This is a genomic window from Gilliamella apis (assembly GCF_030758615.1).
Classification (GTDB): domain Bacteria; phylum Pseudomonadota; class Gammaproteobacteria; order Enterobacterales; family Orbaceae; genus Gilliamella; species Gilliamella apis_A.
In genome coordinates this window covers 2,618,164-2,639,690 of record NZ_CP132381.1, presented here as the reverse complement: position 1 = coordinate 2,639,690, position 21,527 = coordinate 2,618,164, and the positions used below count along the sequence as shown (strand labels likewise).

Annotated in this window: 18 protein-coding genes and 1 tRNA gene; 17 read left to right on the top strand and 2 right to left on the bottom strand. The window is 34.5% G+C overall.

Annotated elements, in window-relative coordinates:
• The first annotated feature begins 107 nt into the window (after positions 1 to 107).
• The 5 genes from aspS (at position 108) to RAM17_RS12110 (ending at position 5,462) form a co-directional block, all read left to right on the top strand.
• Positions 108 to 1,865, top strand: coding sequence for an aspartate--tRNA ligase (aspS, locus tag RAM17_RS12130; RefSeq protein WP_110447070.1), 1,758 nt, complete (start codon positions 108 to 110; stop codon positions 1,863 to 1,865).
• A 10-nt stretch (positions 1,866 to 1,875) separates the two neighbouring features.
• Positions 1,876 to 2,343 carry a dihydroneopterin triphosphate diphosphatase gene (gene nudB / locus RAM17_RS12125; RefSeq protein ID WP_110447071.1) on the top strand — a complete coding sequence of 156 codons (468 nt, stop codon included), beginning with the start codon at positions 1,876 to 1,878 and terminating at the stop codon, positions 2,341 to 2,343.
• The gene (locus RAM17_RS12120) at positions 2,340 to 2,756 is read left to right on the top strand and encodes a hypothetical protein (RefSeq protein WP_086359542.1); all 417 of its coding nucleotides are present in this window, start codon (positions 2,340 to 2,342) and stop codon (positions 2,754 to 2,756) included. The genes nudB and RAM17_RS12120 overlap by 4 nt, the downstream gene beginning before the upstream one ends.
• 56 nt (positions 2,757 to 2,812) lie before the next feature.
• Positions 2,813 to 4,276, top strand: coding sequence for a 4-hydroxy-3-polyprenylbenzoate decarboxylase (ubiD, locus tag RAM17_RS12115; protein ID WP_110447072.1), 1,464 nt, complete (start codon positions 2,813 to 2,815; stop codon positions 4,274 to 4,276).
• A gap of 115 nt (positions 4,277 to 4,391) precedes the next feature.
• On the top strand, positions 4,392 to 5,462 hold the full coding sequence (locus RAM17_RS12110; RefSeq protein WP_110447073.1) for an SEL1-like repeat protein: 1,071 nt from the start codon (positions 4,392 to 4,394) through the stop codon (positions 5,460 to 5,462).
• Positions 5,463 to 5,473: 11 nt separating this feature from the next.
• Here the strand turns inward: RAM17_RS12110 and ppc are convergent, their stop codons facing one another.
• Positions 5,474 to 8,116, bottom strand: a complete 2,643-nt coding sequence (gene ppc / locus RAM17_RS12105; RefSeq protein ID WP_110447074.1) for a phosphoenolpyruvate carboxylase — start codon at positions 8,114 to 8,116, stop codon at positions 5,474 to 5,476.
• Positions 8,117 to 8,444: 328 nt separating this feature from the next.
• Here ppc and RAM17_RS12100 point away from each other — a divergent pair, with 328 nt between their 5' ends.
• The 11 genes from RAM17_RS12100 to RAM17_RS12045 all read left to right on the top strand — a co-directional run bounded on the left by RAM17_RS12100 (position 8,445) and on the right by RAM17_RS12045 (position 19,739).
• A complete protein-coding gene (locus RAM17_RS12100; protein WP_110447075.1) occupies positions 8,445 to 8,936 on the top strand; it encodes an NADH-quinone oxidoreductase subunit J family protein in 492 nt (163 codons plus the stop codon).
• A gap of 1 nt (position 8,937) precedes the next feature.
• A complete protein-coding gene (nuoK, locus tag RAM17_RS12095; protein WP_065577763.1) occupies positions 8,938 to 9,240 on the top strand; it encodes an NADH-quinone oxidoreductase subunit NuoK in 303 nt (100 codons plus the stop codon).
• Positions 9,237 to 11,084: an NADH-quinone oxidoreductase subunit 5 family protein gene (locus RAM17_RS12090; protein ID WP_110447076.1), complete on the top strand. Its 1,848-nt coding sequence runs from the start codon at positions 9,237 to 9,239 to the stop codon at positions 11,082 to 11,084. Before nuoK ends, RAM17_RS12090 begins: the two co-directional genes overlap by 4 nt.
• A 16-nt stretch (positions 11,085 to 11,100) precedes the next feature.
• Positions 11,101 to 12,645, top strand: coding sequence for a complex I subunit 4 family protein (locus RAM17_RS12085; protein ID WP_110447077.1), 1,545 nt, complete (start codon positions 11,101 to 11,103; stop codon positions 12,643 to 12,645).
• A gap of 6 nt (positions 12,646 to 12,651) precedes the next feature.
• On the top strand, positions 12,652 to 14,367 hold the full coding sequence (locus RAM17_RS12080; protein ID WP_110447078.1) for an NADH-quinone oxidoreductase subunit N: 1,716 nt from the start codon (positions 12,652 to 12,654) through the stop codon (positions 14,365 to 14,367).
• Between the two features lie 182 nt (positions 14,368 to 14,549).
• Positions 14,550 to 14,882, top strand: coding sequence for a preprotein translocase subunit YajC (gene yajC / locus RAM17_RS12075; protein ID WP_086359534.1), 333 nt, complete (start codon positions 14,550 to 14,552; stop codon positions 14,880 to 14,882).
• Between the two features lie 58 nt (positions 14,883 to 14,940).
• Positions 14,941 to 16,797 carry a protein translocase subunit SecD gene (gene secD / locus RAM17_RS12070; protein ID WP_110447079.1) on the top strand — a complete coding sequence of 619 codons (1,857 nt, stop codon included), beginning with the start codon at positions 14,941 to 14,943 and terminating at the stop codon, positions 16,795 to 16,797.
• 15 nt (positions 16,798 to 16,812) lie between these two features.
• Positions 16,813 to 17,808 carry a protein translocase subunit SecF gene (gene secF / locus RAM17_RS12065; RefSeq protein WP_110448012.1) on the top strand — a complete coding sequence of 332 codons (996 nt, stop codon included), beginning with the start codon at positions 16,813 to 16,815 and terminating at the stop codon, positions 17,806 to 17,808.
• 123 nt (positions 17,809 to 17,931) lie between these two features.
• Positions 17,932 to 18,007, top strand: a tRNA-Ala gene (locus RAM17_RS12060).
• Between the two features lie 183 nt (positions 18,008 to 18,190).
• Positions 18,191 to 18,442 carry an integrase arm-type DNA-binding domain-containing protein gene (locus tag RAM17_RS12055; RefSeq protein ID WP_110447080.1) on the top strand — a complete coding sequence of 84 codons (252 nt, stop codon included), beginning with the start codon at positions 18,191 to 18,193 and terminating at the stop codon, positions 18,440 to 18,442.
• Between the two features lie 514 nt (positions 18,443 to 18,956).
• Positions 18,957 to 19,739 carry a primase-like DNA-binding domain-containing protein gene (locus RAM17_RS12045; RefSeq protein ID WP_110447081.1) on the top strand — a complete coding sequence of 261 codons (783 nt, stop codon included), beginning with the start codon at positions 18,957 to 18,959 and terminating at the stop codon, positions 19,737 to 19,739.
• A 167-nt stretch (positions 19,740 to 19,906) separates the two neighbouring features.
• Here the strand turns inward: RAM17_RS12045 and RAM17_RS12040 are convergent, their stop codons facing one another.
• On the bottom strand, positions 19,907 to 20,527 hold the full coding sequence (locus RAM17_RS12040; protein WP_110447082.1) for an NADPH-dependent F420 reductase: 621 nt from the start codon (positions 20,525 to 20,527) through the stop codon (positions 19,907 to 19,909).
• Between the two features lie 100 nt (positions 20,528 to 20,627).
• Here RAM17_RS12040 and RAM17_RS12035 point away from each other — a divergent pair, with 100 nt between their 5' ends.
• Positions 20,628 to 21,524, top strand: a complete 897-nt coding sequence (locus RAM17_RS12035) for a LysR family transcriptional regulator (RefSeq protein WP_081298781.1) — start codon at positions 20,628 to 20,630, stop codon at positions 21,522 to 21,524.
• The last annotated feature ends 3 nt before the right edge of the window (positions 21,525 to 21,527 follow it).

The following is a 21,527-nucleotide window of genomic DNA, read 5'->3' as shown; positions in this document are numbered from 1 at the left end:
AGTATAAATAAATTAAATAAGGATTATTTTTATAGATGGTCTTTATCCCCCGATAAATTGCTCTATAATAATTATCATTTTTGACAATTGTACACAGGATATATTTAATGAGAACAATTTATTGCGGACAATTAAACGCAAGTTATATTAATCAAGAAGTCACACTATGTGGATGGGTCAATAAACGCCGAGATTTAGGTGGAATGATTTTTATTGATATGCGTGATCGTGAAGGAATTGTGCAAGTTTTTTTTGATCCTGATTACCCACAAGCACACGAATTAGCTGGTGAATTACGTAATGAATTTTGTATTCAAATTAAAGGGAAAGTAAGAGCAAGACCTGACGGTCAAGTTAATAAAGATATGGCAACGGGTGAAGTTGAAATTTTGGCCACAGAGCTGATTATTTTTAATCGTAGTGATATCTTACCTCTTGATTTTAATCAAAATAACAGTGAAGAGCAGCGTTTAAAATATCGTTATATTGATTTGCGTCGCCCGGAAATGTCTACCATTTTCAAAACTCGAGCCCAAATTACCGCATTTGTTCGTTCTTTCATGAATGAACATGGCTTTTTAGATATCGAAACACCAATGTTAACCAAAGCTACACCTGAAGGGGCTCGAGATTATCTTGTACCAAGTCGTGTTCATAATGGTGAGTTTTATGCATTGCCACAATCGCCGCAGTTATTTAAACAGCTACTAATGATGTCAGGCTTTGATCGCTATTATCAAATAGTTAAATGTTTTCGTGATGAAGATCTTCGCGCTGATCGTCAACCAGAATTTACCCAAATTGATGTTGAAACTTCTTTTATGAGTGCTGAACAAGTACGTGAAATAATGGAGAAAATGATTCGTGAACTTTGGTTACATGTGAAAAATGTCGATTTAGGTAGTTTTCCAATATTAACTTTTGCTGAAGCAATGCGACGATTTGGTAGTGATAAACCAGATTTACGTAACCCACTGGAAATTATTGATGTGGCTGATTTAGTAAAAGATATCGATTTTAAAGTATTTTCAACGCCAGCGAATGATCCAAAAGGTCGCGTTGCACTGCTTTGCGTACCAAATGGTGCACAATTAACGCGCAAACAATTAGATGATTATACGCAATTTATCTCGGTATACGGCGCGAAAGGTATGGCGTGGATCAAAGTTAATGAACGTAACAAAGGTTTAGCTGGTGTACAAAGCCCTGTAGCTAAATTCTTTAATGAAACTCAAATGGAAGCTTTATTGAATCGTGCTGATGCTGAAGATGGTGATATTTTACTATTTGGTGCAGATAGCTATAAAATTGTTAGTGATGCATTAGGGGCTTTACGTTTGAAAGTCGGTAAAGATTTAAGTATAACTGATGAAAATAAATGGGCAGTACTTTGGGTTGTTGATTTCCCTATGTTTGAAGAAACAGACGAAGGCTTAAGTGCTATGCATCATCCATTCACATCACCGAAGGATTTCACTCCAGAGCAATTAATCAGTAACCCTGAAAATGCGGTAGCTAATGCATACGATATGGTTATTAATGGTTATGAAGTCGGTGGTGGTTCTGTGCGTATTCATCGAAGTGAAATGCAACAAGCCGTATTCTCAATTTTAGGTATTAATGAAGATGATCAACGTGAAAAATTTGGCTTCTTACTTGATGCGCTAAAATATGGTACGCCACCGCATGCAGGTTTAGCCTTTGGCTTAGATAGATTAACTATGCTATTAACTGGAACAGATAATATCCGTGATGTTATTGCTTTTCCAAAAACAACTGCAGCAACATGTTTGTTAACTGATGCACCTAGTCCAGCTAATCCAGCAGCGTTAAAGGAACTTGGTATCGAAGTGAGCCAAAAGTAACGGTATTTATATGCAAAAGTATAAGAACCCTGAGTCAGTTTTAGTTGTTATTTATTGTAAAAGCACTCAGCGTGTTCTTATGTTGCAACGTAAAGATGATCCTAATTTTTGGCAATCAGTTACAGGTAGTTTGGAAGAAAATGAATTGCCAAGGGAGGCGGCAATTCGTGAAGTTTTTGAAGAGACCGGTATAGATATTAATGGAAAAAATCTTAAATTAATTGATGCAAAACATGTGGTTGAATTTGAAATTTTCCCTCAGTTCAGATATCGGTATGCACCAGAAATAAAGATAAATAAAGAGCATTGGTTTTATTTACCTCTTTGTGATGAGATAACGCCAGTGCTTACAGAACATTTATCTTATCAATGGTTAACTATAAATAGTGCAGCCAATCTTACTGTATCACCAAATAATTGTGAGGCTATTGGTAAAATTGGTTCAATTGAGAAAATTAATTTAAGAGACCAAAAATGAAATTTAACCAATATATCTTTTTGTTGTTTAGTTTATTCTTTCTAATGTCAAACAGTTATGCTGAGATAAATATAAAAAAATGTAAAGCAAATCAAGGTGACTACATTATTTTTGATGAGTATGATTCTCAAATTGCCGAAAAAATTATCGATTATAAATTACATAATCAACCTGAGAAACGAGAAAATAGCATTATTAAAATTTTTGCCAATGAAAATAGTGATGATCGTAATTACTGGTTAGCTTCGATTCAAACAGATAATAAAGCTGAGGATTATCTATTTTATCAAGTAGATCAAAATAAATTTACTGAAGTTGATCAGCAACAGTTTCAAATTTTATTACCTAAAATTGTTGAGTGTAATCAGATCAAAGAAGTTCCTATATATAGTGAAAACTTCGATGCAGATTAGTTAATATTTATCAGCTTGTATTTGATTAATGTAATTTAGAGTTGAAAGGAGTAATAATGGCATTATCTAATTTTCGAAATTTTTTAGATTACCTTGAGCAGCAAGGCGAACTGAAACGAATTAGTTATCCCGTTAATCCTTATCTTGAAATGACAGAAATCGCTGATCGTGTATTACGTTCACAAGGCCCGGCATTATTATTCGAAAATCCAATTGGTTATAAAATTCCAGTATTGTGTAATCTTTTCGGTACGGCTAAACGAGTCGCTATGGCGATGGGACGTGAAGATACCACGGAATTGCGAGAAATTGGCGAATTACTCGCTTTTTTACGAGAGCCTGAACCACCGAAAGGTATTCGACAGTTTTTTAATGTTTTGCCTAAATATAAACAAGTTCTCAATATGCCGGTAAAGCATCGGTCTTCAGCACCTTGTCAGGAATTAATTTTTAAAGATGATGAGGTCGATTTAACTCAATTACCTATTATGCATTGCTGGCCAGGAGATGTTGCTCCACTTGTAACTTGGGGGTTAACAGTAACCAAAGGGCCTCATAAAGAGCGTCAAAATATTGGCGTTTATCGCTTACAATTATTAGGTAAAAATAAATTAATCATGCGTTGGTTATCGCATCGAGGTGGCGCGCTTGATTTTGCTGAATGGCAAAAATCTCATCCAAATGAAAATTTTCCAGTTAGTATCGCAATAGGCGCAGATCCGGCAACTATATTAAGTGCCGTTACGCCGGTACCAGATACATTATCAGAATACGCTTTTGCAGGATTGTTACGAAATAGTCGAACTGAAGTTGTGAAGTCATTATCAAATGAATTAGAAGTGCCAGCGACAGCTGAAATTATTCTCGAAGGTTATATCAATCCCAACGAACTAGCTGCTGAAGGCCCTTACGGTGATCATACTGGTTATTATAATGAAGTTGAAAAATTTGCCGTGTTTACGGTGACTCATTTAACTCGACGCAAAGATGCAATTTATCATTCCACTTATACCGGTAGGCCTCCAGATGAACCAGCTGTAATGGGATTAGCATTAAATGAAGTGTTTATTCCGATATTGCAAAAGCAATTTCCTGAAATTGTTGATTTTTATCTTCCACCAGAGGGATGTTCTTACCGTATTGCTATTGTCACAATTAAAAAACAATACCCAGGACATGCCAAAAGAGTCATGATGGGCGTTTGGTCTTATTTAAGACAATTTATGTATACAAAATTTATTATTATTTGTGATGATGATATTAACGCAAGGGATTGGAAAGATGTTATGTGGGCGATCTCAACAAGAATGGATCCACACCGAGATACTACTTTTGTTGATAATACTCCAATTGATTATCTAGACTTCGCTTCACCAGTGTCTGGTTTGGGATCTAAAATGGGATTGGATGCTACAAATAAGTGGCAGGGCGAAACAAATCGAGAATGGGGTAGCATTATTACGAAAGATGAAAAGGTGGTAGCCCATGTTGATGAAATTTGGCACGAACTTGGTTTGTAATATATTTAACTAATTAATGGGGAAAGTAATGGATAACGTTTATTGCAAAACAAAACTATTCCCTTTTAGGGCAATTATGTATAATTATTGCCAATATTATGGCATTTAGACAATTATGAAAAAACTTCAAATTATATTGGCTTTGATGTTATTTATCTCTTGTGGAGTAATGGCAATTGAAGCTAAAACACAGCCTGATACGGAATTAAAAGTGAGCGATCCTAGTTCACTAATACCTTCTTTATTACTTGCTGCTGAAAAGGGTGATATGCAATCACAATATACTCTCGGTACCATTTATAAACAAGGATTAGGTGTTGAAGTTAATGATTTAAGAGCCTTTTTTTGGTTTAATAAAGCTGCTGAACAGGGATCAGCTAGGGCACAAAACAATTTAGCCTATATGTATCAAAATGGATTAGGAACCAAAGTAAATTTATCTGAAGCATTTAAATTTTTTAAATTGGCTGCAGATCAGAATTACGCTTTAGCTAAATATAATTTAGCGTTAATGTATAAAAATGGAGAGGGAGTTGCTAAAGATATTTCTGCTGCGATTAATTATTTTACTCAAGCCGGTGATCAAGGTATTTATGATGCCTATTTAAATTTGGGTATTATGTACTTTTTTGGTGATGATGTCGAAAAAGATCGAATGATTGCTGCTGATTGGTTTAGTCAAGCTGCAAAAGATAATAATGCTGAAGCACAATATTATTTAGGATTAATGTCTCAAAATGGTGATGGTTTAACTCAGGATTATGTTGCAGCACTTTATTTTTATACGCAAGCCGCAGAACGAGGCCATGTATTGGCAATGTATAATTTAGGTATTATGTATGCAACAGGCTCGGGGACAAGACCAGATAATACTCAAGCAGCTTATTGGTTTACTAAAGCAGCCGAGGGTGGTAATGCTGATGCCCAATATAATATTGCTGTTATGTATGATGTCGGTGGTGGGGTCCCTAAAGACGAGAAAAAAGCTATAGATTGGTATAATAAAGCCGCCAATCAAGGAAGTGTTGATGCTCAATATAATTTAGCTATTAAATACCTTGAAGGTCAGGATGTTAAACAAAATATCAAGTTAGCTATCTATTGGTTCACCAAAGCTAGCGAGCAAGGTGATGAAGATGCTAAAGCATATTTGGAACAACTTTCTCAAAATAAAAAGGGCGAATAAGCCCTTTTTTATTATCCTGAATTTCGCATTCCAGCTGCAATACCTGAAATAGTTATCATTAATCCTTGTTCAACGATACTATTTTCATCATTATTTTTACGAGAACGACTCAATAATTCGGCTTGCAATAAGTTAAGAGGTTCAATATAAGTATTACGCAATGCGACTGATTCGGCAATCCATGGCAAGTCTGCCATTAAGCTAATATCATCTGTGATCGTTAGTACAGTATTGATATCTTCAGTTAATAAATTTCTTAATTCATCACCTAATGGCCATAATGTAGAAGAAACTAGACGTTGTTCATAATATTCATGAATATTTGGTGCTGCTTTGGCATAAACCATTTCTAGCATTCCTAAACGAGCATTAAAAAATGGCCAATTATGATACATATCTTGTAATTGCTCTTTTTTGCCTTCACTGATAACAACTCTAAGTGCACTACCTGCACCAAGCCATGATGGCACCATTAAACGGTTTTGTGTCCAAGCAAAAATCCATGGTATTGCTCGTAGGCTCTCAATCCCCCCACCTGTTCGACGTTTTTGTGGACGAGAACCTAATGGTAATCTACCTAGTTCAGCTTCTGGTGTAACGGCTCTAAAATAATCGACAAATTCAGCTTTTTCTCGAACATAGCTTCGATAGCATTGGCAAGAATAATCTGACATTTCATCCATAATATCTCGCCAGACTTGCTTAGGCTCTGGAGGTGGAAGTAAATTTGCTTGTAAAATCGCTGAGGCATAAAGCATTAAACTACTAAGTGCAACCTCAGGTAAACCAAGCTTAAATCTAATCATCTCACCTTGTTCGGTAACACGTAAACCACCTTTAAGTGATCCTGGTGGTTGTGAAAGTAAAGCCGCATGAGCTGGTGCACCACCACGTCCAATTGAACCACCACGACCATGGAATAATACTAAGTTGATATTATATTTTTCAAATAAATTGACTAGTTCTTCTTGTGACCGATATTGTGCCCATGACGCAGCAAGCGATCCTGCATCTTTCGCTGAATCTGAATAGCCAATCATTACCATCTGTTTGCCATTGATCTTTTCACGATACCAAGGAATATCTAAAAGTTTTTGCATAACAGATTTAGCATTATTTAAATCTTCTAAGGTTTCAAATAAAGGCGCAACAGGAATATTTTTTTGGCAATCAACACTTTTTAGAAGTAAATAAACAGCCAAAATATCAGAAGGTGCTTTGGCCATTGAAATTACATAAGAAGCAATTGATTCCTCACCAGCTTTTTTGATAACTCGGCAGGTATCTAATACTTCTTGAACCATTTCATCAGGTTGCCAATTATAAGGAAGTAATGGTCGATTAGATTGTAATTCAGCTAATAAAAATTCCTGTTTTTCTTCTTCTGTCCATGAGGCGTAACTACCTAAATTAAGTTCTTTAGTTAAGGCGTCTAATGCTTCTGTGTGTACAGAACTATCTTGGCGAATATCTAATCGAACTAATTGCAACCCAAAGCTTTTAATACGTCTTAATGTATCTAATAATGGCCCATGGGCAATAGTTGACATGCCATTCTCTATTAAAGATTCATAACAGATATAAAGTGGTGTCCATAATTGTTCATTTTTAGTCAACAGATCGGCTGGTGCTAAAACTTGCTCATTGTTTAATAGAGAAACGATATAACTATGAGTTTTAACTAAACGAGACCGTAGTTGTTTCATTACCGCTCGGTAAGGCTCTGATGCTGTTTTATTTTGTTCGTTTAATAAATCAATAACCGACTGACTACATTCTGTCATGGATAATTCACGAACTAAAATCTGAATATCAGCTAAAAATAATTCGATTGCTTTTAATCTGGCTTGTAACATGACCTTTTCAGTCACCTTTGCTGTCACATTTGGGTTGCCATCTCGATCTCCGCCCATCCATGAGGTAAATTTAACTGGTACATGTTCAACGGATAGTTCTTCATTAAAGGAATCAACTAGCTGGTCATTGAACTCACGTAAAAATAAAGGAACACCTTCCCATAAACTATCTTCAATAACCGAAAATCCCCACTTAGCTTCATCAAGCGGAGTAGGGCGTTTTTTACGAATTTCATCGGTATACCATGCTTGGCAAACGAGCTGTTTTAAACGACGCATAATCCGTTCTTTTTCATAATCGGCTAAATCATTATGGTCAAGTTGTGATAAGCAACTATTAATTGCGGTATAAGTATTAATCATTGTGCGGCGGTTAATTTCCGTTGGATGAGCAGTAAGTACTAACTCAATAGATAAATTATTAATCGCTTGTGAAATAGTCTGAGGGGCAAAATTTAAGTTTTTAAGTGATTTGAATAATTCAGTCATTTTTTTAGGACTGCTTGATGCTTCGCCATGAGGCGAAATACCATAATACTCTGCAGCAGTGTTAACTAAATTTAAAAATTGGTTAAATGCACGTGCAACATGAAGTAGATCTTGATCATTAAGATTCTCTATTAACTTAAGTAATTCGTTATGCGCTTGTTTATTTCCTTGTTGCGCCGATTTGGATAACTGACGGATTTTTTCGACTAAATCGAAAGTTTCATTACCTGTTGCGCGTTTAATTGCATCGCCCAATAGGGTGCCTAACATGTTGACGTTGCTTCGCATTGATGAGTATTGATTATTCATTCTATTCTCTACTTGTTTATATTTTGCCTAAGTACCTTTAAGCTGCATGATTAAAATGACAATTTAAAGAAAAAGGTATAAATATAGGTTAATCGCTCAGAATACATACTTTATAACAATGTTGTATTGAATTTAAATAATAAAATTTTATGGATTTTATTATTTCTATTGTTTTTATTATATTTGCTAAATAAATATCCTGACTATTATGAAAGGTTAATATTCTATTTAGAAAGACTTTTTTGCATTAACACTAGGTTAGTAAACTGTATATTGTTGTCAATTAAGTATATACTAGTGGCATTATGAATAGGTATTGGATGAATTAATGATCGTTGTTTTTTATATCGCATCGATAATTGCTGTTGTTGCAAGTATAAAAGTGATTTTTTGTCGGCGAGTAGAAAAAGCAATTTTATATCTGGCTATATCACTTTTTGCATCAGCATTAATATTTATTCTCCTTGAAACGTATATTTCGGCTGTTTTATATATTCTCTTTTTTATAAGTGGAGCAGTCATTCTGTTTAGAGCTGTTTCTTTAATGCTGGAAATACGTCGTGACAATGTTGAAAATGGTAAACATGGTATTAGTCCTAAAATTTGGCTAGGGCCATTAGTTTTAGCATTTATTTTATTAGTTGTTCTTATTTATGGCGTAGTAAGTACTGACTATACACAATTCACTGAATCGCATGAATTGATGCACCAAATGTCAATCTATGCTTATGTATTAATGGCTGAGTTAGCTGCGTTTTTATTATTAGGCGCTGCAGTTATATCTTATCATTTTATGCATCGAATGCTGTCGGAGAAATAATGTGATACCACTTATGTATGGTTTGATTTTTGCCTCAATCTTATTTGTAATAGGACTTTTAGGGGTAATGATTAGACGTAATCTCTATTTCTTATTGTTAAGTCTTGTCATCATGAATAATGGGGCCATCGCTGCACTTTTTGTCGCAAGTAGTTATTGGCAACAATCCGATGGAGAGGTGCTTGCTATATTAGCGGTAACGGCTGTATTAGCTCAAATATCTGTCGGGCTTGCTTTATTGGTAAAATTAATTTATCGACGTAAAAACTTTAATATTGACTCATTGAGTGAAATGAAAGGATGAATTTACTTTATTTAACTATCATTGTTCCATTGCTATCTTTCTTGATATTAGTCTGTTTTGGGCGACAAATACAATCCATTAATGTTATGTTAATCGGGATTTGTACGATGTTTCTTGTTGGATTAATAACAATATTTTCTTGTATTGATTTTACTACCAATACAGTTCCAGATATGACATTGGTTTATACAAGAAATTTATGGACTTGGTTTTCAGTTGGTGATTTTGATGTTCCTATATCTTTAACGCTAGATGGCTTATCACTGACATTCTTGGTATTAATATCATTCTTTGGTTTGTTGATCTATTTTTTTGCTGCCTGTTATTTAAAATCGAGGAAAGATATTTACACTTTTTATGCATATAGCAATTTACTGATAGCAAGTGTGTTAACGGTTGTTCTTGTTGATAATTTGTTTGTGATGTTACTTGGTTGGGAAGGGGTAAGTATAAGTACTTACTTACTTATTGGTATCTACTACAAACAAACTCGCAATAGTTATGCAGCAGTTAAAGCATTTGTTATGATGCATTTAACTGATATTTTTCTAATCATAGGTATATTTTTACTTTATCAGACTTTAGAAACATTAAAAATCAGTGATATTTTAATAAAAGCACATAATGACTTAGCAGTTGATTCAGACATTATTTTTTGGATTACGTTGATGTTATTCCTTGGCGCTATGAGTAAATCAGCGCTTTTCCCAATGCATTCATGGTTCAAAGAAACAACACTAGCACCGATGCCTGCTGTCGCGTTATTGCAATCATCTACTGTTATATTCGCTGGTGTTTATCTAGTCCTAAGGCTAAGTAATCTGTTTATGATGTCAAGTGATACGCTTTATATAATGCTTTTATTCGCTTCTTTAACTGTTATTTTTGCTAGTAGTATTGCTTTGGTTCAAAATGATATAAAACAGATTATAACTTATATCAATTTAGCGCAAATAAGTTATCTATTTTATGCATTTTCGACACAGAGCTGGAATTTATCCTTAAGTTGTTTGATTAATTATACTGTTACTAGCACTTTACTCATTCTTGCTTCTGCAATTTTAATCAAACAGTGCCAAGGTGAACGGGACATCAATAAACTTGGTGGCTTGTTAAAGTCTAATAGAGTCTTATATGCAATTTTCTTAGTCATCATGTTATCACTTAGTGCCTTACCGTGGGTCTCCGCATCTTTTTATATTAAAGGCGATATTATCTGGGGTTTAATGGTTCAAGATAGCTTAATGGCCGGTACTATTGGCTTATTAGGAATTTTATTGTCGAGTTTATGCATTTGGCGTTTGATATTTTTAGTTTTTCATCATTCAATTAAAATTGAAAAAATAATAAGAATCAGAAAAATAAATTATTATCCGATTTTTATTTTATTGATATTTACTACGGCACTGTTTATCTACTTACCATTACCGATACAAGGGATAATCCCACTAGCCAATTTAGATACACAAGGTCAAATCCCATTTAGAATATTATTGTGTGCAGTAACCCTATTAAGTTTTGTCATTGCATATATTCTTTATGCTCATCCGAATGCTGAAGTTCATGAAATTCTTAATACTCCGATGATCAAATCGTTAGGAAAATTATGTAAAAGTGATTGGCGATTCGACTATTTGTTAAATAATTTTTTTGTAAAACCGTATATTTATTTAGCAAACTTATTGAAAAAGGATCCACTAGCCTTATGGGATGATTGGATTATGTGGGGTATAAAGAAAATAAATGCCTATATTGTCAGTTTAGAAAATGGACAAATAAGATGGTATATGGTTTCAATGGTAATAGGTAGCATTATTATATTAATGTTATTGATTTTTATTTGATAAAGGTGTGAACTTAATGTTGTTATGGCTTGTTTTCTTACCTGTAATTGGTGGATTTATTGGTTGGTTTTGTCATGTATTTTTACAAAGAATCGTGACTTCAACCGATATACAGTTGCGTTGGCAACGTTTACCAATGATGATTGCTCTTACAACCATATTAATCACATTTATTTTGGTAATTGTTTTATGGGCAGATGCAAATAGTGCTTTAGAACAAAGTCCAAACTGGATTAAAGAAGTTAATATTGATTGGATACCTTTACTTGGCATTCATTTTCATCTGGTATTAGATGGTTTATCTTTGATTGTTATTAGTTCAACACTCTTTATTGTATTGTTAGTTATTGTTTATTCTAGTAAAGAAAATCTTAATAATGTCGGATTGTTTTATTTATGTGTATTATTTATGACATCAGCCATTATGATGTTATTCGTAATTACTGATCTGTTTTTAATGTTTTTCTTCTGGGAAGCGGTAGCTATTCCAATTTATTTTTTAATTTCATTGTGGGGCAGACGCGATTTAAATTCTCAATTACGTTTTAATGGGGCTAGTAAATTTTTAATTTACACTCAGATAAGTAGCCTACTAATGCTAATATCGATTGTGTCGTTGGCTTTGATCAACTGGAATCTAACGGCAAAATGGACTTTTGATTATCAAATTTTAACTAAGACGCCGATTTCAAGTAATACCGAATTTTTATTAATGCTAGGATTTTTAGCCGCTTTTATTATACGAATTCCTTTAATCCCTTTTCATAATTGGTTTATTGAGGCACATATCGAATCTTCAACAAGTGGTTCGATGATGATTAGTGGTTTATTAGTTAATACGGCGGCATTTGGTTTATTACGTTTTGTGATACCTCTTTTCCCTAATGCTTCGTTAGCGATTATGCCGTTTATTTTAGTATTAGCTATATGCACGCTATTTTACACCGCGTTACTTGCTTTTAATCAAACCGATATTAAGAAACTGATTGCTTATATCCATATTGCTTTAATGGGGTTTGTGACGGCGATTATCTTTAGCGGCTCAGTTATTGCTTTCCAAGGTGTTGTTATTCAAATGATAGCGATTAATTTAGCTATTGTTGGTATGTTTATAATAAGTGGTTTATTAGCAGAATGCTATTTAACTCGAAATATTAACCAATTTATTGGCTTAAAAGAACAAGTAAAGTATTTGTCTTCTTTTACTCTGTTTTTCATGTTAGCTGTGTTAGGTATTCCCGGAACAGCTAACTTCATAGGTAATTATATGATGTTATTAGGTAGTTATAATTCATATCCTTATTACACTATTTTATTAGCAATTGGATTATTGTTATTGTCGATATCGTTAATTATTCGCATGCAACCTATTTTTTATGGTGAAGTTGATAAAATTACGGTTACAAAACACTTGCTGAGTAAAAAAGATATTTTTCTATTGTCTAGTGTTCTTATTGTATTAATTTTTATTGGATTATATCCAAAAATGGTTTTAGATATGTCTTATTCTATTGTTAACCAAACACTGCAATATATAATTACCGAACGAGTGGGAGAGTAATAACTTATGATAGCTTTATTGCCAATATTTATATTGAGCTTTGCCATAATAATTTTGCTCATCGCACTATTTATTTTTAAAATAGATACTAAAAAATGTGCTACTTTAACCATATCGGGATTAATTTTTGCACTAATCGGCTCAGCATTTTTGGGGTATAAAATTTCCTTTAATACCGAAGCAATATCAGATATTAGTAGTGATAATATGCAAATATCGGTTTCTTCGCCAGCAGAGAATACCGATACAACATCTGCAACAGAACAAACAGTCGCTATTGATACCGTACCTACGGAGCAAGAAACCACCGCCTCAACAAGTGAAGAAGTTACCGAATCTATTGCGGAAAATAATGATATGGTTGGACCATTCCCTCAGGTTGATGATACTCAGCAGTATGATACCAATAACGAATGGCAAGCACGTCATGTTACTGCATTATTTACTTGTGATGGTTATGGATTACTTTATACCTGCTTAATTTTAATTATTTCAATTGTGGTTTCATCATTAGCTTATCGATGGTTTGTACAAGAAAAAATCAACCATGGATTATTCTATCTAATTTTACTGTTTATGGCGTTAGGCGGAATAACTTTAGTTTATGCTAGCCACTTAATGTCATTCTTTCTTGGCATTGAGTTGCTTTCAATTCCATTTATAGGTTTAATAGGCTATCAATATATCCAAACTCATGCGCTTGAAGCTGCGATTAAATATATGATTTTGTCCGCCATTGCTAGTTCATTTTTGTTAATGGGAATTGCTTTCTATTATGCAACTACTGGTGAGCTCACATTTAGTGGTTTAAGTTATCAATTATCAACTATGACTTATCCAAGTACTTTATTATTAATCGGTATTTGTTTAATGTTAGTTGGTATTGGTTTTAAACTTTCGCTGGTACCTTTTCAACTTTGGTTACCCGACGTTTATCAAGGGGCTCCGACTGTTGTTTCATTACTACTATCAACTGTAGGTAAAGTTGCTGTGTTTTGTGCTATTGCCAGACTATTTTTATTAGCGCCAATAGTGAATAATGAAACAATCCGTATTATTTTGGTTATTATGGCCTTTTGTTCAATTCTATGGGGAAATTTATCGGCATTAATGCAAAGTAGCTTAAAAAGGTTACTGGCTTATTCATCAATTGCTCATTTTGGTTATCTTTTGCTGGCATTAATTGCCGTGCAGTATCAAGTGCTCGCTTTAGAAACAATAGGTGTTTATTTAATTGGCTACATTTTTGCCAACATCTGTGTTTTAGGCGTGATCAGCTTAGAATCCCATTCCAATGAGTTACAGGATCATGAAAAGGAAATTGATCTTTCAGGATTATTTTGGCGTCGACCTATTTTAGCCTTAGCAATGGGAGTCGGTTTATTATCTCTAGCAGGAGCACCACTTACTGCGGGTTTTGTGGGGCGTTTTCTTTTAGTTCTATTAGGGGTTACGGCTGAATTATGGTGGTTAATTGCTGCAGTAGTGATTGGTAGTACCATAGGATTATATTTCTACTCAAGACTTATTCTCAATCTTTATATCAGGCCTATCAATCGTGATGATTTCTCCAGTAATAATTCTATTATTAAATTGAAGTGGCGAGATATAAAAGTGAGTGAATTGTTTATTGTTATCGCAGCATTTTTAACCATGGTATGTGGTGTTTATCCTAAATGGTTATTTAACCTGGTTAGTATGGCACAATATTTAACGACTTAATTTTTTTGCTGGTTGATTGTTAGTGGGTACTGTATTTATTTAGTTAATTGAATAAAATAGTTAATAATAACGATATTTGTTGTTGACTTAAAAGATATTGGCAAGAAATAGTTAATAATCGATTTATTTATTGTGTTATAATTCTGCACTTTAATATTTTTATATACATTAAGAGGACCAATATGGACTTTTTTATTTCTAATGCATACGCAGCTGATGGTGCTAGTGCTGAAGCAAATCCTTATTTTTTACCTATCATGTTAGTCGTGTTTGGACTATTTTTCTATTTTATGATTATGCGTCCACAACAAAAACGTGCTAAAGCACATCGCGAGTTAATGGCTTCTATTTCAAAAGGTGATGAAGTATTAACTAATGGTGGACTTATTGGTCGAGTATCAAAAGTTAATGAAAATGGTTATATTGTGTTAGAGTTAAATGATACAACTGAAGTTGTTATCAAACGTGACTTTATCACATCAGTATTACCAAAAGGAACAATGAAATCATTATAATAGATTTTCCTATTATAATTCATTGTATTAATTATCTAATCCCACAAGAGAATATGTCGTGCTAAATCGCTATCCTTTGTGGAAGTACATTATGTTGGTCGCCGTGATTTGCGTCGGCCTACTTTATGCTCTTCCAAATATTTATGGTGAAGATCCCGCTATACAAATTTCAGGTTCAAATAGTGCCGAAATTAATGTTGCTACGCAAGATAAAGTCAAACAACTTTTGGTGAAAAATCAAATTGAACCTAAATCACTAGTTTATGAAAATAAATCTATTTTAATTCGTTTAAGTGATAATGATACTCAGCTGAAAGCTAAGGAATTAATATCACAAGAATTAGGTGATGATTATACTGTTGCACTAAATCTAGCGCCTGCAACACCATCATGGTTAACGATCATTGGTGCCGAACCCATGAAATTAGGGCTCGATTTGCGTGGTGGTGTGCATTTCTTAATGGAAGTAGATATGACTACTGCGTTAAGTAAATTGACAGAACAATCGATTGAAAATTTAAAAGCAGAGTTCAATAAAAATAATTTAAATTACAAAGCATTAAATAAAAGTAGTAATCAACAAATCTTAATGCAATTCGATAATACAGAAGATCGAAACAAAGCTATTACTAAAATTAATGGATTGCTAGATTATGAATTAACTTCGCAAAGTGAAAATAGCATCGTTATTAGTGTTAGCCAACAGCGCCTACAACAAGCTAAAAGTGATGCTGTACAACAAAATACCACCATTTTGCGTAATCGTGTTAATCAATTAGGTGTTGCTGAACCAATTGTTCAACGTCAAGGCTCTGATCGTATTGTTGTTGAGTTACCAGGTATTCAAGATACTGCATTAGCTAAACGAATTTTAGGTGCAACTGCAACCCTTGAGTTTAGACAAGTAAATGAAGATGGTTCAACTAATTTAGAAGCTATTTTAAAAGGTGAAATGCGTGTTCCATATGGTTCTGAAATAAAATATATGGAAAATGGTCGTCCGGTCTTACTTTATAAACGTGTGGTATTAACGGGTGATCATATTACCGATTCTTCATTTAGAGTAAATGAATATAGCCAACCAGAAGTTTCTATTAACTTAGATAGTGCTGGTGGCAAAACCATGCTTGATTTCACGCAGAAACATCTGAAAAAAGCAATGGCAACATTATTTGTTGAATATAAAGATACTGGAAAACGTGATGAAAATGATAAACCTATTCTTGAAAAACAAGAGAGAGTTATCAATGTAGCAACGATCCAAGGTATTTTTAGTGACCGATTCCAAGTAACTGGGATTAGTAGTGTTGATGAAGCTAGAAATTTATCACTATTATTAAGAGCAGGAGCCTTGATTGCGCCGATCCAAATAATCGAAGAACGCACCGTTGGGCCATCAATGGGGCAAGAAAATATCACTCAAGGTTTAGAATCTTGTGTATGGGGATTATTAATTTCGGTAATCTTTATGTTAGTGGTATATCGTCTATTTGGTGTATTTGCTAGTCTTGCATTAGTTGCAAACTTAATTTTAATTGTTGGTGCAATGTCTTTATTACCTGGAGCAACATTAAGTATGCCAGGGATTGCAGGTATCGTACTAACTGTAGGTATGGCGGTCGATGCGAATGTTTTAATTAATGAGCGTATAAAAGAAGAGCTCAGTAATGGTCGAGGTGTCCAACATGCAATTAACGAAGGTTATGCTGGTGCTTGGAGTAGTATTTTTGACGCCAATATTACTACATTGATAACTGCGATTATTCTTTATGCAGTAGGTACAGGTTCTATCAAAGGCTTTGCCATTACATTAGGTATCGGTATTGTAACATCGATGTTTACCTCGATCGTAGGGACTCGAGCTCTGGCCAATCTTATTTATGGTGGTCGTCGCGTCAATAAGTTATCAATTTAGAGGTTTATTGTGACTATTAATAAAAAAGAAAATCATGATGTTAGAGAACTAAATCATGGACGAAGAGTACTCGACTTTTTAAAATTTGGCTTTATTGCTTTTGTTATCTCAATGTTATTGGTTGTTGTTTCATTTGTGGTTATTCTTGTTAAAGGCTTTAATCTTGGACAGGATTTTACCGGTGGTACCACCGTTGAACTGACAGTAACTAAAGCTGTAAATCTTGATGATTTACGTAATAGTTTACGTGATGCAGGTTATCATGAGCCAGTCGTTCAGTATTATGGTAGCAGTAAAGATATTATTATCCGATTAGCCACCGCCAATCAAAATGAGAGTAGTGCATCATCTGCAATTGATAATGCATTAGGTACTAAAATCTCTAATTTAGTACATAAAGATATTGATAGTAATGCTGAAATTAAGCGAGTTGAATTCGTTGGTCCTACGGTTGGTTCTGAATTAGCTCAAGATGGTATTTTGGCGATCTGCGCCGCATTAATTTGTATCTTAATCTATATTGCATTTCGATTTGAATGGCGATTTGGTACTGGTGCTGTTGTAGCATTAGCGCATGACGTGGTTATTACCGCTGGTTATTTATCACTCTTTGATCGTGAGTTGGATTTAACCATTATTGCAGCAATGTTATCTATCATTGGTTATTCTCTTAATGATACTATCGTTGTATTCGACCGAATTCGTGAGAATTTTAGAAAAATACGACGTGCGTCGCCATATGATGTTATCAACATTTCGTTAACCCAAACATTACATCGAACCTTAATGACATCTGGCACAACGTTAGCCGTTGTTATTATCTTATATATCTTCGGTGGTTCAATGTTAAAAGGTTTCTCTGAAACATTAGGGGTTGGTATTGTGTTAGGTACAATTTCATCAATTTATGTAGCAGCATATATGTCGCTTAAATTAGGTGTGAAACGTGAACACTTTATGCCACCAAAAGTTGAAGCAGAAGGCGCGGATCAAAACGCAATTTTACGTTAATCATTTAAGCTCTGTCATAGACTGACAGAGCTTTGTTAGCTTTTTTTTTGAGCAAATAATATTAAATTATTTGACACCCTTTAACTAGTTGCATATTATTAGCCACAGTTTTTTATCCCTTTAGGGGCCATAGCTCAGCTGGGAGAGCGCAACGCTGGCAGCGTTGAGGTCAGGGGTTCGATCCCCCTTGGCTCCACCAATTCAATAATCAGTAACATTCTTTTAAACCCTACAAAGTACACCAAATCCAGTAATAACAAGCCTTAATGTCTATTTCATTGCCCATTAAGTATCAGTAAGGTACATTTACAACCATAATTTTTAGGTATACGCTTAGGTATACAGATGCAATATACCTATATATCGTATACCTTAAATAATTATGGGAAGGAAAACACATCCATTAACAGACACCCAAATAAAAACCGCCAAACCAAGAGATAAAGATTACTCTTTATTTGATGGCGGTGGTATGTATCTCTTAGTTAAATCGAATAATTCTAAAATCTGGCGTTTTAAGTATACTCGTCCGTATACCAAAAAGGGCGCATTAATTAGCTTCGGTAGTTATCCTGAGGTTTCACTACAGCAAACACGAAAACAACGAGATGAAGCGCGAGAATTAATAAAGTAAGGTGTAGATCCTCAAGAGCACAAAGCAGAACAAGAACAACGCAAGCATGACGAAATTACTAGCACCTTTAAAAAGGTAGCCGCTGATTGGTTTAAAGTTAAAAGTGGTAAAGGAGTAACTGAAAGCACCTTAAAAGAACGTGGGAATCGTTAGAGTTACATTTATTTCCTTATATTGGTGATAAATCAATCTTTAAATGAAAAGCAAAAGAATTTATTAAGGCCATGGAGCCACTAAGAGCTAATGGTAAATTAGAAACAATTAAAAGACTTTGCCAACGTATCAATTAGGTTATGTTTTATGCGGTGAATATAGGCTTGATTGATGCTAACCCAGCAGCCAAGATAAAAGATGCTTGAAAGCCCTATAAAAGGGCAGATGCCAACAATAAACGCACAAGAGCTTCCCCAATTTATGCAATCCCTTACTATGGCCCGAATCGAATTACAAACGCGTTGCTTGATTGAATGGCAATTATTAACGCGGTAAAAGTGTTTTTGCTGAAATTGCGACGATGTTATCAGGTAAAAACAATACTGTAATAGGCACTATGGACGCATTAGAAAAGGCAAGGGACAGAGCCTTAATCGTGGGTTACTCATTAGTCATATTACCCGACCAACCACGTTACATGGGCAGTGGCGCAGGATTAAAAGCGATTACTGGCGGTGATGAAGTCGCAATTGACCCTAAACATAAGCAACCCTATTCCTGCAAGATTCCAGCAGTAGTGTTAGTAATTAACAACGAAGCCATGCGATTTAATGAGCGCAACGGGGGCATATCAAGGCGAAGAGTAATATTTCACTTTGGCGAGGTTATACCAGAAAAAGAGCGAGATTTAAACTTGGTTAGCAAAATAGAGCAAGAGCTACCCTCAATTGTTAGACTGCTACTTAATGAGTTCTCTAACCCTAATGATGTCAAAGAACGATTACACAAACAGCAACAATCAGAAGAAGCAACGACTATTAAAAGAGAATCGGACCATTTAGTCGATTTCTGTAGCTATTTTGACGCGTTAAACAACCCTACCGGTATGTTAATAGGAAATCTTGGAATTACGCCATTTAATCCAAGAAAGTATCTTTACCATGCTTATATCGAATACATCCGTAACACAGGGCTGAATAATCCCCTATCCCTTACCCAGTTCGGCACATCTTTAAGTTATGCAATGAACGAGAACGGCAAGCAATACATGAAGAAGCGCTATACAGCAGGAAATAAAACTAATTTAGAACTTAATTTAAACGTCAGCAAAGACTGGTTACCTAAAGCGGAAGAGCCTATCTAAAGCTAATTATTTATTAATGTTTAAACCGCCTTGATTGGCGGTTTTTTGTATAGTACGAATGTAGAGTTAAAATATAGACCGTACATGATGATTATTCAGAAATATAAATTTTAATATCATTTTGTTCATTATAAATTGAATAACAAAATTGACTGTTATTTTCGTATTTATGCTTTGACCCAAATCGGGGCTACAGTTGGTCCTTGCCCAAGGAAAAAGGCAAAATGAATATTCATTGCACCAATAGGTTCAATAAAACGACTATTACACAAAGAACCAGCGTCAATCGGTTCAAATCCAATTGAATTAGCAATGTTTGATACAACGGTTTTCGCGTTATCATCATCAGAAGCAATAAAAACTTGCAAAGTTTGTTTTGTTCGTGCTGATGTAGGTAATAATTGAGCAAAGATAGTATTAAATGCTTTTACGATTTTCGCCTTTGGTGCCAATGCTTGAATTTCTTCTGCGCCTGATGTGACATGACCAATCAGTAACTCTTTAAAGTCTTCCGTAACTGGGTTAGTTATATCAATTAATATTTTATCGGTTAAATCACCACAAGAGAGTAATACCTCTTTTACGGCTTGATAAGGTAGTGCTAAAATCACCATTTCGGCTGATTTTACCGCAGTTTCAATACAACCGCTTTCAGCGCCTATATTTTTTGCGAGAGTCTGAGCTTTTGCTGAGTTTCTGCTTGCAATTACAATATCATGATTTGTTGTGGCAAGTACATTTGCAAGTCCTGTCCCCATATTTCCTGTTCCAATAATAGCAATTTTCATTTTTATCTCCTGTTTATGAATGAATTGATAAAACTATACAATAGAAATAAAAAGTGATAAATTTCAGTTATATTTCATATTTAAAAACAAATTGTTTCTAATGGATAGATTAACTTCTATGTCTGTTTTTGTGAAAGCCGTTGAATTAGGCTCATTTTCGGCTACAGCGAACGTATTTAATATGTCACCACAATTAGTCGGTAAACATGTCCGAATGCTTGAAGAACACCTAAATGTTCGTTTGTTAAATAGAACAACTCGTCACCAGAGCTTAACCGAAGTAGGACGTGCATTTTATGAACGTGCCAAAAATATTCTTGCCGAAGTTGAAGAGTCAGAAGCGATTGCAGCACAAATTAATGCCATACCTCGAGGGCGAATTAAGATTAGTGCACCAACAACATTTGGCACTCATGCATTAGCACCTCAGTTACCCGAGTTTTTAAGCACTTATCCAGAAATTTCCATTGATTTATCACTTACTAATCGTATTGTTGATTTAATTGATGAAGGATTTGATTTAGTTTTCAGAGTTGGCGAATTACCTGATAGTGGATTAATTGCAAGAAAATTAAAACCTTACCAGTTGATTTTGTGTGCTGCCCCTTTATATTTAAAATCCTCACCACCGATTAATTCACCAAAAGATCTTAAATATCACGAATGTTTAGGTTTTTCTCATACAACATTACAAACTCATTGGCAATTTGAGGGAGCTGAAGGTCATTTTTCTGTACCTGTATCAGGGCGATTCATGACCGACAGTGGTGATGCACTATTACCAGCTGCCATTGCTGGATTAGGTATTATGTTACAATCAGCCGAAATGGTGACACCAGCAATAGAAAAAGGACTGTTAGTTCATCTTTTACCTGATTATCATGTACCAACCCGACCCATGCATATTCTTTATGCATCTAATCGCCATGTTTTACCTAAACTAAGATGTTTTATTGATTTTTGTATTAAAAAATTTGGTGAATGTGAACAAAGTTAGAAA

Coding starts and splice junctions, on each gene's coding strand:
- RAM17_RS12080 (WP_110447078.1), top strand. CDS start 12,652: ATGATAGCTTTATTGCCAATATTTATATTGAGCTTTGCCATAATAATT.
- ppc (WP_110447074.1), bottom strand. CDS start 8,116: ATGAATAATCAATACTCATCAATGCGAAGCAACGTCAACATGTTAGGC.
- RAM17_RS12040 (WP_110447082.1), bottom strand. CDS start 20,527: ATGAAAATTGCTATTATTGGAACAGGAAATATGGGGACAGGACTTGCA.
- yajC (WP_086359534.1), top strand. CDS start 14,550: ATGGACTTTTTTATTTCTAATGCATACGCAGCTGATGGTGCTAGTGCT.
- RAM17_RS12120 (WP_086359542.1), top strand. CDS start 2,340: ATGAAATTTAACCAATATATCTTTTTGTTGTTTAGTTTATTCTTTCTA.
- RAM17_RS12045 (WP_110447081.1), top strand. CDS start 18,957: ATGTTATCAGGTAAAAACAATACTGTAATAGGCACTATGGACGCATTA.
- RAM17_RS12055 (WP_110447080.1), top strand. CDS start 18,191: ATGGGAAGGAAAACACATCCATTAACAGACACCCAAATAAAAACCGCC.
- aspS (WP_110447070.1), top strand. CDS start 108: ATGAGAACAATTTATTGCGGACAATTAAACGCAAGTTATATTAATCAA.
- RAM17_RS12085 (WP_110447077.1), top strand. CDS start 11,101: ATGTTGTTATGGCTTGTTTTCTTACCTGTAATTGGTGGATTTATTGGT.
- RAM17_RS12090 (WP_110447076.1), top strand. CDS start 9,237: ATGAATTTACTTTATTTAACTATCATTGTTCCATTGCTATCTTTCTTG.
- RAM17_RS12100 (WP_110447075.1), top strand. CDS start 8,445: ATGATCGTTGTTTTTTATATCGCATCGATAATTGCTGTTGTTGCAAGT.
- ubiD (WP_110447072.1), top strand. CDS start 2,813: ATGGCATTATCTAATTTTCGAAATTTTTTAGATTACCTTGAGCAGCAA.
- RAM17_RS12035 (WP_081298781.1), top strand. CDS start 20,628: ATGGATAGATTAACTTCTATGTCTGTTTTTGTGAAAGCCGTTGAATTA.
- nudB (WP_110447071.1), top strand. CDS start 1,876: ATGCAAAAGTATAAGAACCCTGAGTCAGTTTTAGTTGTTATTTATTGT.
- RAM17_RS12110 (WP_110447073.1), top strand. CDS start 4,392: ATGAAAAAACTTCAAATTATATTGGCTTTGATGTTATTTATCTCTTGT.